Here is a 15055-nt window from a genome sequence, read left to right as displayed (position 1 = left end):
ATAAAATATCTTATCGTAGGATAAGTTGTTTATTGGTGGCGGTTTTTTACATTTGTATTATAAAATAATTTAAATAATTTATACATGAAGAAAATATTACTATTAGCGGTTTTGGCAAGTGGTCTTGCGTTTGGACAAACAAAAAAAGTAGTTTCATCAGACGTGCATTGGTGGGGGTATAAAGTTGTAAAATCTGAAGCAGGAGCTCATGATGGAACAGTGAAAGTGAAATCCGGAAATATTGTTTTGAAAGGAAATCAGGTTGTAGGTGGTACTTTCGTTTTAGATATGAATTCTATTAACGCAACCGATCTTTCTGGTGAAGGCCAAACTAAGCTAAATGCTCACTTGAAAAACGGTGATTTCTTCGAGGTTGAAAAATTTCCTACAGCAACTTTTAAAATTACTTCCGTAAAAAAGAATGATGATAAAGTATATACTTCATTAGTAAACGGAAATCTTACAGTAAAAGGAAAGACAAGTGCTATTTCTTTTCCTGCAAAAATTACTAATAATAAAGGTGTAATTACTCTAGAATCAGACAAGTTTACGATCGATAGACAGAAATTTGATGTCGTTTATCAGTCTTCAATGAAAGATGCGATTATTAAAGACGAAATTGATATGACAGTAAAAGTAAGCGCAAAGTAATTTAATCTAAAAAAATATTGAGAAAAGTGTAGAAGTTCTGCACTTTTTTTTATTTTTGTTGAATTGTAAATAAAAAAGAATGAAAAGATTATTATTGTGTGCTATGATGTGTGCGAGTATGTCGTTTGTATTTGCTCAAAAGAAAGGTGATAAAATTTCTAAAGTGGTTACTTCTGAGATCAAATGGTGGGGTCATAAGGTGGTTAAGACTGTTCCGACATCTCATTATGGAACTCTAAAACTAAAAAGCGGAAAATTTAATTTCGATAAAACAGTTTTAGTAGATGGTGAGTTTATCATCGATATGAGAAGCCTTGAGGTTTCTGATCTTTCTGGAAGCGATAAAGAAAAGCTTACAACCGATTTAAAAGGAACAAACTTTTTTGAAGTAAAAAAATTCCCAACTGCGAAATTCCATTTGAAAAAAATTATTCCTTTAGCAAATGCAGAATACAACTCTACTATTGTGGGTGATATCACTATTAAAGGTGTTAGAAAAACTATTTCTTTCCCTGCAAATGCTCACATCACGCAGTTTACGGTAGAAATCGAATCTTCAAAATTTGTTTTGAACAGAAGAGATTTTAAAATTTACTACCAAACTTCTCTTAAAGATCATTTTATTAAAGACGAGATGGAAATCCAGTTTAAACTTTCTACAGTGAAAGTTGATAACGAAAGACCAAGATAAAAGGTTAAAATTCTTATAAATACAAGAAGGACTGTTTTTTAGAAGCAGTCCTTTTTTTATTTTAGCGATATTAAAGTTTGAATACAATAGACAAATGAAAATTTATGTAGTAAGCGGTTTAGGTGCAGATTATAAAGTGTTGGAAAGATTGGTTTTCCCAGAACAACATGAGGTGGTATTTATCAACTGGCTGGTTCCGAAACGGGATGAAGAATTTGCAGACTACGTAAATCGAATGGCAGAATTTGTAGACGATTCTGAACCTTTTTACCTTTTAGGATATTCTTTTGGAGGAATTATGGTGCAGGAAATTAATCGATTGAAAACTGCTGAAAAAACTGTAATTCTAGGAAGTATCAGATCTCATAAGGAGAAATCCCGATTGATAAAAATGGGAGAAATGACGAGAATTCCTAAATATCTTCCTGTAAATTTATTCAACCTTAAAACGCTTGAAACTTATTCGGTGTTTCGTAAATTTTTTGACCCTAAAAATCCAAAAGTAATTCAGTATTTCAGATTTACCGATCCATATTATTTAAAATGGTCTATTCAGCGCATTTCTGAATGGAAATTTGAACCTCAAAATAATGTCATCCAAATTTTAGGAGATCGAGACATCGTTTTTCCGATTAAAAATTCAAACCCAGATTACATCATCAAAGGTGGAACCCATCTTTTCCCCGCAACCCGGTCAAAAGATGTTTCAAATTTGTTAAAATTAATATTTATTTAAATTAATGTTATTTTTTAAGGGGTAGTTGTTTAAAAATTCTATTTTTATTTAAATTTATTTATATTTTTGTAGGGGTAAAACAAAATATAATATGAAAGTAGGATTGAAATGGATTGTTTCATTTGTCATAATTTCTATCGTTGCAATAGGGGGACTTTTTTGGAGACCAGACCTTACAGCACCCAATACAGGGGATTTTCTTGGTGAATCTGCCATTGTTGGCGCAGATGTAGCCTGGATTTTGGCTGCGGCAGGTTTAGTTCTTTTAATGACTCCCGGTTTGTCATTCTTTTATGGCGGAATGGTAGGTAAGAAAAACGTGATTTCTACTATGCTTCAAAGTTTCATTGCTTTGGGAGTGATTTCTATTCTTTGGGTTGTGGTTGGCTTTTCTCTCTCTTTTGGAGAATCTATCGGTTTTGAATTGAACGGCGAACATTACGGTATCATTGGAAATCCTTTCACCTATATGTTTTTCAATAATGTGAGTAATTTCCCTCATAAAGCGATGGCTTCAACCATTCCGTTTGTACTTTTTGCTCTATTTCAGATGAAGTTTGCGGTAATTACACCGGCATTAATTACAGGTTCTTTTGCTGAAAGAGTACGATTTATTTCGTATTTGCTTTTCATGGTTTTATTTAGCTTAATTATTTACACGCCGCTTTGTCACATGGTTTGGCATCCAGACGGACTTTTAAATAAGTATTTCGGAGTAAAAGATTTCGCTGGCGGAACTGTGGTGCACATGAGCGCAGGTTTTGCAGCTTTGGCGGGAGCTTTGGTTTTGGGAAGTAGAAAAAATCCGCATCATGAACCATCAAATATTCCTTACGTGATTTTAGGTACGGGAATGCTTTGGTTTGGTTGGTTTGGCTTCAATGCAGGTTCGGCTTTGGCGGCAAATGCAACCGCAGCAACCGCTTTTGGAACTACTACAATTGCATCTGCATCTGCGATGATGACGTATATCTTTTTTGATAGGTTAAACTGTCGCCCAGTTTCGGCTTTAGGAGCTTGTATTGGTGCGGTTGTCGGTTTGGTGGCAATTACACCGGGTTGTGGTTTTGTTTCGATTCAGGAGAGTGTTTTTATCGGTTTTATTTCGGCAATTGTATCTAATATTATGGTGAATTGGAAAGCTTTAAAGAAAATTGATGATACGCTCGATGTTTTCGCTTGTCATGGTGTTGGCGGAATTATGGGGATGATTCTCACCGCAATTTTTGCTCATGGCGAAAACGCAAGTCTTCTTCATGGGGGGATTGAAGTGTTTTCTCATCACATGATTGCCTTATTGCTCGTTTCTGTATTTGCTTTTTTCGGGTCTTTATTCTTGTATAAACTTACAGATGCAATGATTTCTCTCCGTGTAAAAGAAGATTCTGAAGAAATGGGACTCGATTTGTCTCAACATGGCGAAAGCTTAAAATGGTAAGTGTTTAAAATTATATTGTGAAAGCAGTGGTCGTAATGATTGCTGCTTTTTTTGTGAATTACTTTTAAAAGCAATCGTTTTTGGAGTAAGTTTTAAATCTAAATTTTATTGTTTATTCATTTTCAGTCTTTTATCACTCTTTTCTCTAATCTTTCGTAGTAACGTATTTTCCGTGTATATTTGCTTTTCTTGAAAGTAGAAAATTTATATGGAGTCAATATCTGTATTTGAGATTATTAAGGTTGGAATAGGACCTTCAAGCTCACACACAATGGGACCTTGGAATGCTGCTTCGGCATTTATCAGGATTCTAAATCGCGAAAAATCTGTTGCGGAAGTAAAGGAAGTTTTTTTAGAATTTTTTGGTTCTTTAGCTAAAACCGGAATTGGGCACGGAACAGACATTGCCGGAATGTTGGGTTTGAATGGCGAAGATTTTAAAACCATTGATACCACAAAGATTGATGAAATTGTTCATCGAATTAAAGAAACGCAAATCATAAATTTAGGAGGCGAAAAAGAAATTCCTTTTGTTTATGGGCATCATTTGGTCTTGAATATGAAAGAATCTCTCGATTTTCATCCTAATGGAATGATTTTCAGAGCTGTTTTTGAAGATGGAACCGAACTTTCGCAGGATTTTTATTCCGTTGGAGGAGGTTTTATCATGAGTCAGGAAAAAAAATCGATTGATAAACATTGTGTAAGAACGCTTTATCCTTGTCATAAATCTTCTGATATTGTAAAATATTGCGAAAAATTAGGTTTAAATAAAATCTCAGACCTTATTTTAATGAACGAAGAAAGTTGGAGATCTCAAGAAGAAACCAGAGCAGAAGCCTTAAATATTTGGAAAAATATTAAAGAATGCGTTTATAAAGGGGTAAACAAAGAAGGAATTCTTCCAGGTGGGTTGAATGTTTCTCGCCGTGCAGCAGGAATCAATAGAAAATTATTAGGCGATAAAGTCTATAAAAATATTGATGAATGGTTTCAGCAGGTGGTTGATGCCGAAGAAAATTTTACTAATATCAATAAATGGATTGCTTGTTTCGCTTTGGCGGTAAATGAGGAAAACGCATCTTTCGGAAGAATTATTACAGCACCTACAAACGGCGCAAGTGGTGTAATTCCAGCAGTTTTAATGTATGCACAAGCTTTTACCGAATTTACAAGCGACGATGATATTGTAAGGTTTTTATTGGTAGCAGGTGAAATTGGAACATTATTCAAGAAAAATGCAACGATTTCTGCCGCAATGGGCGGTTGTCAAGCTGAAATTGGTGTTTCTTCCGCGATGGCTGCAGCAGGTTTAACAGAAATTTTAGGCGGAAATGTTGGTCAGGTTTTGATGGCGGCAGAAATTGCAATGGAACATCATTTAGGCTTAACCTGTGACCCAATTAAAGGTTTAGTTCAAATTCCGTGCATCGAAAGAAATACTATGGGCGCCATGAAAGCAATTACCGCAGCAAATATTGCTCTGGAAAGCGACCCTGCAAAAGCAAAAGTAACTTTAGACGAAGTAATACAAACCATGTGGGAAACTGCTTTATCGATGAACGACAGATTTAAAGAAACATCAGAAGGTGGTTTAGCAATTGCTGTGAACGTTCCTGAATGTTAAAAAAAACTAACCTTCAAGGTTTTATAGCCTTGAAGGTTTATATTTATTTATCCAAAATCCCTCTTATTTTATTGGCGTTTCTAATTAACTCTTCTAAATATTCGAAATTGTCTTTTTCTAAGGCGGATTTGAATTTTCTTAGCTGAGAAATGTGTTCGTTCAATACATCCAAAACATTGTCTTTATTTTGCTTGAAAATCGGAACCCACATTTCGGGATGTGATTTTGCCAATCGAACCGTACTCGAAAAACCTGAACTCGCCAACTGGAAAATAGTTTCCTCTTCTTTTTCCTTTTCTAACACAGTATTCGCCAAAGCATACGACGTAATATGTGAAATGTGCGAAATATAAGCGGTGTGAATATCATGGTCTTCTGCATTCATGTAAATAGGGTGCATTTCCAGGCTTTCCACTACTTTTTCTGCAGTTTTTAAAGCATCTTCGGCAGAATCTTCTCGATTACAGATTACGCCGGCTCTTCCTGCAAAACTTTTGGCAATAGCAGATTTTGGACCGTGGTTTTCCGTTCCCCACATTGGGTGAAACGCAACAAATCTATTTCTTTGAGGGTGATTTTTCACTGCATTTACAATTCCGGCTTTGGTAGAACCTACATCAATTACTGTTTGCTGGTCAGAAATTAAGTCTAAGACTTTTGGCAAAATTTTCCTTGCTGCGTCTACAGGAATAGCGATTATGATGAGGTCTGCATTTTTAATTCCAGTTTCGAAATCTGCTGCTTCATTGATGATGTTTAAAGCTAAAGCATCATTTATGTTTTCAATATTTTGGTCGATTCCGTAGATGAAATCGGTGAATTTTTTTTGTTGCAGTTTTAGAGCGATAGAACCTCCAATTAAACCAACTCCTATAATAGTTACTTTCATAATTTTAGATTTTAAAGCGTTCTTTTTATTGGAAGAACTAATTAAATAAAAAATCAAAAAACCCCGTCATCGGACGAGGTTTTCAGTATTGTAAAGCACAAAATCTCTATCCGAAAAAATTTTCAGACAGGTAATAATAATTTTGAGCGTTTGTTTTCATAAAGCGAATGTATTAAATATATTTCTATTAGCAAAAAATTGAACCGATGTAAGAGCCTGTTTAAATTTTATTGCCAAAAATTTTTATAGCAATTTTGAGATGGATTTTTTGCTTCGTGTTTGCAGATTTAGCGGGCTAAATCAAAAATAGGAAGTGAAAAATACGCTCAAAAGAGCATCAAAATTGAGCAAAGATTAATTTCATTAAAGATAATAAAAAATCGATAAAATTTTAAACAGGCTCTAAGTTATTTTTATATTGAAACAGATGTCTTTTGCGCTATCAGAATTTGTTATCTTTGCCTAAACTTCGTTTTTATAGTGAAAAAATATCCGTTTTGGAAGTCGGCGATGGATTGTAGTATTTCTTTTATTGCGATTATTCTTCTGCTTCCGTTTTATTTCATTCTTTTTATTCTGGCGTCTATCGATACTGGTTTTCCGGGTATTTTTACGCAAGAAAGAGTGGGGAGATTTGGGCGGAGTTTTACGATTTATAAATTTCAAACCTACCATTCTGTGTCTCATCAAAAAACGAATTTTGGAAAATGGATGAGAAAAGCGAAGCTTGATGAACTTCCTCAGCTTTTTAATATTTTAAAAGGTGAAATGTCGATTGTAGGACCAAGACCCGATATTAAAGGATATTACGACTTACTTGAAGGCGAAAATCGTTTAGTTTTAAATTTGAAACCAGGAATCATCAGCAAAGCTGGGTTAAAATACAGAAATGAAGACGATATTTTAGACCAAAAAGAAAATCCTTTGAAGTATAATGATGAAGTGCTTTTTCCTGATAAAGTGAGGATGAATCTCGATTATTACAATCACATGTCATTTAAAAATGATGTTCAGATTATTTGGGAGGCTGTAAAAGTTATTTTGAAACTTAATTAAAAGGAAAAATGAAACTCTTCAGCACCACCATATTTTCTGGATTTACCGCTTTTGTGAAAATTGCGTCCGGTTTTATTGCGACGAAAGTTATTTCTGGTTTTGCAGGTCCGGCTGGAGTAGCTTTGGTAGGTTCTTTGACGAATTTTATGGCTGTAATGCTGAGTTTAGCCAATGGTTCTGTGAATTCCGGAATTGTAAAATATACAGCAGAATTTAAAAATGATTCTAGAAAATCAAAGATTTTATACGATACTTCCATCTTTATTTCTGTGGTTTGTTCTGCTATTATATCATTGGTTTTGCTGCTTTTTTCGAAATATTGGAGTGAGAAGATTTTTCATAGCGTAAAATATCAATCGGTTATTGTTCTTTTCGGGGTAGGAATTATTTTCTATTCTTTAAACACAATACTTTTAGCCATTTTAAATGGTTTAGGATATATTAAAAAATACACTTTAATCAATGGTTTGAGTAGTATTTTTACCTTAGTTCTTACCATTGTTCTTATTTATTATTACAATGTTACAGGAGCTTTATATGCTTTGGTTTTAAGCCAGTTTTTGGTGTTTTTTGTCGCTTGTCTTTTGGTGGTAAAGCATTTGAAAAATAAAATCAATTTTGATTTTTTACGACCTGATTTTACGATAATTAAAAACCTTTCGCATTTTTCTGTAATGGCGATTGTGAGTTCTTCGGCAATGCCGTTAGCGCAGATTTTAATTAGAAATTTTATTACAAAAGAGATAGATTTAGACCATGCAGGAATTTGGCAAGGGTTAATAAGGATTTCCGATGGATATCTTTTGATGATTAATATTACGTTGGGAACCTATTTTCTGCCAAAACTTTCGGCTTTGAAAGATAATTCAGAAATTAGAAAAGAAGTCGTAAATGGAATGAAATTTCTTGCACCTTTATTTCTTTTGATGTGTTTGGGAATTTATTTGGGCAGATTTTATATTATTCAAATTTTATATAGCGAAAAGTTTTTTGCCATGCAGGAGCTTTTCTTTTGGCAATTGGCAGGTGATTTTTTCAAAGTTTTATCCTTGATTTTTTCTTACCTCATGCTTTCTAAAGTAATGACGAAAACATTCATCGCAACAGAAGTTTTGTTTGCTTTTGTTTATGTAGTTTTGTCTTTGTTTTTTGTGCCTTCAATGGGGTTGAAGGGTGTTGCTTTTGCTTTTTTTGTATGTTCGATTACACTTTTTTTTAGTGTTTTTTTGATTTTTAGAAAGTTTTTATTCTTCAAAAGATGATTTTTGACTTTATATTAAGTTTAAGAATTGTGAAGTTTTTTATTTTTTCATGCTAATTTTACGAATACTTAAAATAAAGCCTTTATTTTTTGTAAAGGATTGGGACTCTTACGTTGTTCTGCTTTTATTTTCGCCCTAAAATCTTTATCTTCGTTGACCCAAAATAAAAGGGCTAAAAGTTGAAGACTGATTACAATAAAGAAGACTCTCTGCAAGAAATAGTAAAGCCGTATAAAAAGAAATGGTATTGGTTTGCCATTGGTGTATTTTTTATGGTTTTGCTGGCGATGGTTTATATAAAAACAACCGCTCCAGTTTACGAAGTTATCACAAAAATCTTAATAAAAGACGCGAAAAAATCGGGTAATCCTGCAGATGCAATTCCAGGAATGGAAGGTTTAGCGGGTTTAACGGGTTTTAATTCTAACACCGTAGAAAATGAAATGGAAGTTTTGGCTTCCAAAAAGCTTCTGGGTGAATTGGTAGATGCGCTTCCGCTTCAATGTCCTATTTATACAAAAGGAAATTTATACAATGTGGAATTGTACAAGGCTGAATCTCCGGTTAAAATTCAGGTGATTAATGAAAAGCCTTTTGGCGAACTTCCGAAAAAAAGAATCGATGTTGAGATAAAAGGAAGTCAGATTACCTTACATTCAGAAGAGCTTCACCAACCAATAGTAACAACTTTCAATAAAACAATCAGTTTGCCTTACGCGAACATTATGTTTGTTAAAAATGATAAATTCAATCCAGTTTTGGTGAAAAAGCTGGATGTAAACCATCTTTTCTTTACCTATACTGATAAAGTTAGTTTGATAGACGAATTACAGGAATTATTGACTGTAAAACTCAGCAATAAAGACGCAACAGTAATCGACCTTTCTGTAAAATATCCCAACATCGAAAAGGCAAAAGATATTCTGAATACCTTAGTTGCTGCTTATAACCAGGAAGCCATTGCAGAAAAAAACACAGAGTCTGAAAAAACAAAAGAATTTATTGACGATAGAATCGATTTAATTTCTAGAGAGTTAGGCGATGTAGAACAGCAGAAGCAAAATTTTAAAAGCTCTAATGATTTGGTTGATATTGTTGCACAAGCAGGAATTAATCTACAAACCAATGCAGAAGCTGAGAAAAGAAAGATGGAATTGTATACGGAGTTGGAAATTAATAACATGTATGCTAATTATATTAACAATAAATCGTACACAGATATTTTGCCTACCGGTGTAAGTTCAGATAAAGAAAGCGAAGCTTCTTCGAATATTGCAGAATATAATCAACTTGTTTTACAACGTAATCGTTTATTAGAAAGTTCTACATCAGAACATCCTCTTGTAAAATCGATGAACGACGAGATTCGTAAGCAGAAACAAGCTATTAAAGAAAGTTTAGATAAAAACCGTGCAAGTCTTCAATCTGCGATCAACAGCATTGCGTCAGTAGAAAATAAAAGTACTTCCGGAATGAGAAAAGTTCCTGTTCAGGAGCGTGTTTTCAGAAATATTGAAAGGCAGCAACAGATTAAAGAAGAACTTTATTTGGTATTGCTAAAAAAGAGAGAAGAGACTGCAATTATGCTTGCAATGTCTTCTAATAAAGCCCGCGTTTTAGATGTGGCTTATAAAAAGAAAAAACCGGTTGCTCCGAAAAAGATGATTTCGTTAGGAGTCGCAGTTCTACTTGGATTGGGAATTCCGTTTTTAATTATTTTCCTTAGAGTTTTCTTTAACACAAGAATTTCCGACAAGAAAAGCATCGAGAAAGGAACTTCTTTACCTGTTATCGCCGAAATTCCTCATTTGAAATCTAAAAAAGACGATTTAATTCAGCAAAATGATGTTTCTGCACTTGCGGAATCGTTTAGAATTTTGGCGACCAATATTAATCTTCAATTGCCTCCACAAAAGAAAAATCATGTGATTTTGATTACTTCCAGCGTGAAAGGAGAGGGGAAAACTTTAGTTTCAATTAATTTAGCTTTAAGTTTAGCGAAAAAAGGAAGAAAGGTTTTATTGATTGGTTCAGACATCAGAAATCCGCAATTACAGAGATACAGACCAGAAATGAAGTCTGCCAAAGGTCTTACTGAATTTTTATATGGAAATATTGATGATGTTCAGCAAATTATTCATCCAAGTCAGTTGAATGATCATTGTGATTTTATCTACTCGGGAATTATTCCGCCAAATCCTGTAGAATTGCTGGATAACGGCAGATACAAGATTTTGATTGATAAAGCAAAGGAAATTTACGACTATATTTTAATTGATTCTGCTCCGCTAATGCCTGTAACCGATACTTACATTATCGCAAAATTGGCAGATTTAAGTTTGTATATTATGCGTTCTGAAAAATCAGAAAAAAGCTATGTAGAATATGCAGATCATACAGCTTCTGATGATAAACTCAACAGAGTAAATATTGTCTTGAATGATGTAAAATCTGATAATTTCGGGTACGGAAATCAAAAAGGATACGGCTACGGAAATCACGAAGAATCTAGTTTTTGGGAAAAATTAAAGTCTCGCTTTTAGCAAATCCAAAATTCAATAATTATCTTGAATGAATGAGTAATGGAGGAGTTTAAGCTAAAATTATACGCCATCTACGGGATTTTTGCGATTGTCGCAATCATCTTTTCGATGTATGTTGATATTAAAAAGAAACATTACAACGCAATATCTACTTTTTTGGCGTGTCTACTTTTTTTAGCGGTGGCTTTTCTGTTCGGTTTGAGAGACGAAGAAGTGGGAACCGATACGTCTATCGTGAAATATCAATTTGAATTTTATGATAGACTAGATTTTGGTTTTCAGTTTGTTTTTGATGTTTTTATTTACTTAATCAGCAGATTTACAGATAACTATCATGTTTTTTTGCTTTTTGTAAGTTTGTTGTTTAATGGGCTGATTTTCAGTTCGATTTTATTTCTTTCAAAGAAAATAGATTTTAATATTTTTTTGGTAAGTTTCAGTTTTGTAAGCTTTTACTTTTTTGAAAATCTCGGAATCAATATCGTAAGACAAGGTGTTTCTTTGGCGTTTTTCCTTTTGGCGATAAGCTTGTATTTTAGAAGTCCATCGAAACTATTTTGGCTTATTCCGTTGGTTTTGGGAGTTGGTTTCCATATTACAACCGTTGTTGTTTTATTGATTTTTGGCGCTGTAATTTTTCTGAAAAAAATTAAACTTGCTTATTACTACATTCTCTATTTTTTAGTATTGTTGATTTCGGCAGTTGGAGGAAGTATTTTGTCTTTCGGTTCGCTTTTGAGTTATTTTTTCATGGTCGATAATCAAAGAGCGGAGTTTTATATTAACAATCAAAATAATGAAGATTACGCAATTGGGTTTAAAGCTCAGTTTGCTGCTTTTAATACTATATTTTTAGGATTCTTTTCTTTTATTAATGCTAAAATTTTGCATTATGAAGACGAAAGTTATCAGATTTTATTAAAATACTACATGGTGATGAGTGCTGTGTTTTTCTTGATGTTTCAGATTCCGTTTTCAGACCGATGGGGAATGATGTCGTGGATTACGATTCCGTTTTTGTTGACGCCATTATTTACCATTAATAAAACAGCAAAATACAGCATGGGAACATTAGCTTTTATGGTTTTCATCTTTATATTTTTCTCGATTTACAACAGCAAAAATTTAGCATGAAACTTACTGTAGCCATACCAATTTACAATGCGGAACGATTTTTAGATGAAGCGATACAGTCTGTCTTGGCACAAACGTACAAAGATTTCGAATTGTGGTTGGTAGACGATGGTTCAACAGATAATTCCATGAAAATTGCTGAAAAATATTTGAAAGATTCCCGCGTAAAAGTTTTTTCAGATGGTAAAAATCTTCAACTTTCTATTCGATTGAATAAAATTGCGCAAGAAGTTCAGACAGAATATTTGATGAGAATGGATAGCGACGATATCATGCATCCTCAAAAAATAGAAAAACAAATGGCTGTTTTAGAAGCGCATCCCGAAATTGATGTTCTTGGAACGAACGCTTTTTCTATTGATGAAAATAATAATGTTGTTGGGAAAAGATATGACTTAACTGATGATTTTTTAGGAGAAAATATTCTTTTTATTCATCCGACGGTTTTGGCGAAAACATCTTGGTTTAGACAAAATCCTTACAACGAGAAAGCGGTGCGTGTGGAAGATGCAGAACTTTGGATGCGAACAAAAAATTCAAGTGTTTTCAAAACAATGGGAGAGCCGCTGCTTTTTTACAGAGAAATCGGAAATCAGTATTATAAAAAGTATTTCAAAGGTTTTCCGGGAGTATTTTATATGTTGAGGAAGAATTTTTTTTCTTTAAATTATTTGAAATTTTGCTTTCGATATTTCATGGCAAGTTTTGTGTATTTTATTTTTTATCTTTTCGGAAAAGAAAATGTTTTAATTGAAAGGAGAAATCAGGTTAAGATAAGTGAGAAACCATTTACTCAATTTTTAGAAGATGAAAAAGTTTAGTTTTTTGTTTGCTTTGGCAATTTGCTTTTTGCATTTAGGTTGTAGATCAAATGCGCAAAATGGTCGTGCACAAAATTCTGCTCCAAAAGAGCTTATCGATGCATATTTAAAACCAAATTGGAATCTAAACGGTGCAAAATCTAATCTTTTTCCCACCGATTCAAAATTTAAAAAATCAAAAGACCACACAGAGATTGTTCAAAAAATAATCGACGAAAATAAAATTATTGTTCTTCCGGATTTCAAATTATACATCAATTCTAAAGGATTAAAAATTGGTTCAAATAAAACTGTCGTTTTTCAGAAAAATTCTTCCATTTCGTTTATTGGAGAAGCAAACGGAAGGTTTTCTGATGTTATAAAAATTTACGATGCAGAAAACGTAACGCTCGTAAATCCTGTTGTGGTAGGAAGCCGATATTCTAAAACAAAATCGCAAACTGGACAATGGTCTGCCGGAATTTGTGTCCTCAATTCTAAAGAAGTGAAAATTATCAATGCCAATATTTCTAGTACTTTTGGAGATGGAATTTTTATTGGTTCAGAAAATGGTGGTTTTTCTCAAAACGTGACGGTTGAAGGCGGTTACATCAATAAAGCAAGACGAAACGGAATTTCTGTAACATCAGCAAAAAATGTTTTGTTGAAAGATATTTTAATTTCAAATACATACGGACACGACCCAGAAAGCGGAATCGACCTTGAGCCAAGCTGGGAAAAAGACATACTTACGGATATTCAACTAAAGAATATTTATACCTATCATAATAATCTTGCAGGAATTTCTGTGAATTTAAATGCTTTCAATAAACAAAGTAAAGAGGATATTAAAACGGTTCGAATTCAGATTGAAAATCATAACGATAACGGTTCAAAACATGGTTTTTTAACTTCGTTAAATACGGACGACGCTTTGTACGACGCTAATGGATTGATAAAGATTCAAAATGTGGTTTGGAAGAACAACGAAAAACCCTATTGGTTTACCAAAAACAGCCATAATATAGAACTTATTTTTTCTGATATAAAAATTGATGATTCTGCTCAGAAAAAGAGTTTTGAAGAAAGTGTAAAAGGAATTCGTAATGTAAAAATGATTACAGAATGAAAATTCTACACGTTATAACGCTTGCCGAATTGGGTGGTGCGCAATCTGTCGTCATTAATCTGGCTGAAAAATCAGCTGAAAATGGAGATGAGGTTTTTGTAGCTTCTTCGGCTCATGGCGAAATGTGGGAATTGCTTCATCCAAAAGTAAAACAAATTAAAATCAAAAATTTGCAACATGCGCTTGGTTTTAAAGATGTTTTGGTTGCAAAAGAATTATCGGCTTTACATAAAAAGATAAAACCAGATGTCATTCATTTGCATTCTTCAAAGATTGGAATTTTAGGAAGATTGGCGTTTCCAAGTGTTAAAATTGTCTATACCATTCATGGTTTTGATTCTATTCGTGTGCAACATCGTAAGTTTTTACCGCTTGAAAAAATACTTCAACATCGCTGCGCCGCGATTGTTGGCGTAAGTAATTATGATTTTGAAAATTTAAAAGCCGAAGGAATTACAAAAAATATACACGTTATTCACAACGGAATAAAAGATTTTACACAAACCCAACCAATTTTAACCGACCCTTTTTCAAAATTCAAAAAAAATAGCGAAACGAAAGTGGTTTTAAGTATTTCGAGATTGGCGCCTCCGAAAAGATTTGATGTTTTTTGTAAAGTTGCGGAAAGTTTATCTCAAGAAAATGTAGTTTTTCTGTGGATTGGCAATAAAAAAAATGAAAAAAATATTCCAAAAAATGTATTTCTTTTAGGAGAGATTAAAGATGCGTTTTATTATTACAAATTTGCAGATATTGCGGCGCTTTTCTCTAATTATGAAGGACTTCCGATGTCTCTTATAGAGGCTTTGTGTTTTTCTAAACCAATTATAGCCACTAATGTGGGAGGAATTTCTGAACTTATTAATGAGAACGGTGCGCTGTTTTTAAATTCTGATTTGGAAGAAATTGCAAAAAGCGTTACTTTTATGCTGAATAATCAAAATATTTATAACAAATTTGCAAAAAAGTCAAGGATGGTGTTTGAAGAGCGATTTAATGTAGATGAAATGTATAATAAATATAGCAAATTGTATTCTTTGATAGCAAAAAAATGAAAGTTTCTAAGCTCACTAACTTTCCTAAACGATATCTCATTGTA

Annotated in this window: 13 protein-coding genes; 12 read left to right on the top strand and 1 reads right to left on the bottom strand. The window is 33.3% G+C overall.

Features of this window, described 5'->3' with window-relative positions; genetic code table 11:
* Positions 1–84: 84 nt before the first annotated feature.
* The 5 genes from AC2A1D_RS03095 to AC2A1D_RS03075 all read left to right on the top strand — a co-directional run bounded on the left by AC2A1D_RS03095 (position 85) and on the right by AC2A1D_RS03075 (position 5143).
* Complete coding sequence (locus tag AC2A1D_RS03095) at positions 85–651, top strand: YceI family protein (RefSeq protein ID WP_484042204.1); 567 nt, start codon at positions 85–87, stop codon at positions 649–651.
* 79 nt (positions 652–730) lie between these two features.
* On the top strand, positions 731–1342 hold the full coding sequence (locus tag AC2A1D_RS03090) for a YceI family protein (RefSeq protein WP_484042203.1): 612 nt from the start codon (positions 731–733) through the stop codon (positions 1340–1342).
* Positions 1343–1436: 94 nt separating this feature from the next.
* A complete protein-coding gene (locus AC2A1D_RS03085) occupies positions 1437–2078 on the top strand; it encodes an alpha/beta hydrolase family protein (RefSeq protein ID WP_484042202.1) in 642 nt (213 codons plus the stop codon).
* A gap of 91 nt (positions 2079–2169) precedes the next feature.
* The gene (locus AC2A1D_RS03080) at positions 2170–3516 is read left to right on the top strand and encodes an ammonium transporter (RefSeq protein ID WP_484042201.1); all 1347 of its coding nucleotides are present in this window, start codon (positions 2170–2172) and stop codon (positions 3514–3516) included.
* 208 nt (positions 3517–3724) lie between these two features.
* On the top strand, positions 3725–5143 hold the full coding sequence (locus AC2A1D_RS03075; RefSeq protein ID WP_484042200.1) for an L-serine ammonia-lyase: 1419 nt from the start codon (positions 3725–3727) through the stop codon (positions 5141–5143).
* A gap of 43 nt (positions 5144–5186) precedes the next feature.
* Here the strand turns inward: AC2A1D_RS03075 and AC2A1D_RS03070 are convergent, their stop codons facing one another.
* Complete coding sequence (locus AC2A1D_RS03070) at positions 5187–6032, bottom strand: prephenate dehydrogenase (RefSeq protein WP_484042199.1); 846 nt, start codon at positions 6030–6032, stop codon at positions 5187–5189.
* 480 nt (positions 6033–6512) lie between these two features.
* On the opposite strand from AC2A1D_RS03070, the gene AC2A1D_RS03065 reads away from it, so the two are divergent.
* The 7 genes from AC2A1D_RS03065 to AC2A1D_RS03035 all read left to right on the top strand — a co-directional run bounded on the left by AC2A1D_RS03065 (position 6513) and on the right by AC2A1D_RS03035 (position 15011).
* Positions 6513–7088 (top strand): sugar transferase, encoded by a 576-nt coding sequence (locus tag AC2A1D_RS03065; protein ID WP_484042198.1) that lies wholly within the window; start codon positions 6513–6515, stop codon positions 7086–7088.
* 8 nt (positions 7089–7096) lie between these two features.
* Positions 7097–8350 carry an O-antigen translocase gene (locus AC2A1D_RS03060; RefSeq protein WP_484042197.1) on the top strand — a complete coding sequence of 418 codons (1254 nt, stop codon included), beginning with the start codon at positions 7097–7099 and terminating at the stop codon, positions 8348–8350.
* 179 nt (positions 8351–8529) lie between these two features.
* The gene (locus AC2A1D_RS03055; RefSeq protein ID WP_484042196.1) at positions 8530–10893 is read left to right on the top strand and encodes a GumC family protein; all 2364 of its coding nucleotides are present in this window, start codon (positions 8530–8532) and stop codon (positions 10891–10893) included.
* A 39-nt stretch (positions 10894–10932) separates the two neighbouring features.
* Positions 10933–12027, top strand: a complete 1095-nt coding sequence (locus AC2A1D_RS03050; RefSeq protein ID WP_484042195.1) for an EpsG family protein — start codon at positions 10933–10935, stop codon at positions 12025–12027.
* Entirely contained in the window at positions 12024–12848 is an 825-nt protein-coding gene (locus AC2A1D_RS03045) for a glycosyltransferase family 2 protein (protein ID WP_484042194.1), read from the top strand. Before AC2A1D_RS03050 ends, AC2A1D_RS03045 begins: the two co-directional genes overlap by 4 nt.
* A complete protein-coding gene (locus AC2A1D_RS03040) occupies positions 12835–13956 on the top strand; it encodes a right-handed parallel beta-helix repeat-containing protein (protein ID WP_484042193.1) in 1122 nt (373 codons plus the stop codon). The genes AC2A1D_RS03045 and AC2A1D_RS03040 overlap by 14 nt, the downstream gene beginning before the upstream one ends.
* Positions 13953–15011 carry a glycosyltransferase gene (locus AC2A1D_RS03035; RefSeq protein ID WP_484042192.1) on the top strand — a complete coding sequence of 353 codons (1059 nt, stop codon included), beginning with the start codon at positions 13953–13955 and terminating at the stop codon, positions 15009–15011. Before AC2A1D_RS03040 ends, AC2A1D_RS03035 begins: the two co-directional genes overlap by 4 nt.
* Positions 15012–15055: the final 44 nt, after the last annotated feature.

The sequence above is a fragment of the Chryseobacterium sp. HNCC26DJ239 genome, assembly GCF_057180445.1.
This window is presented reverse-complemented; position numbering and strand designations above follow the sequence as displayed.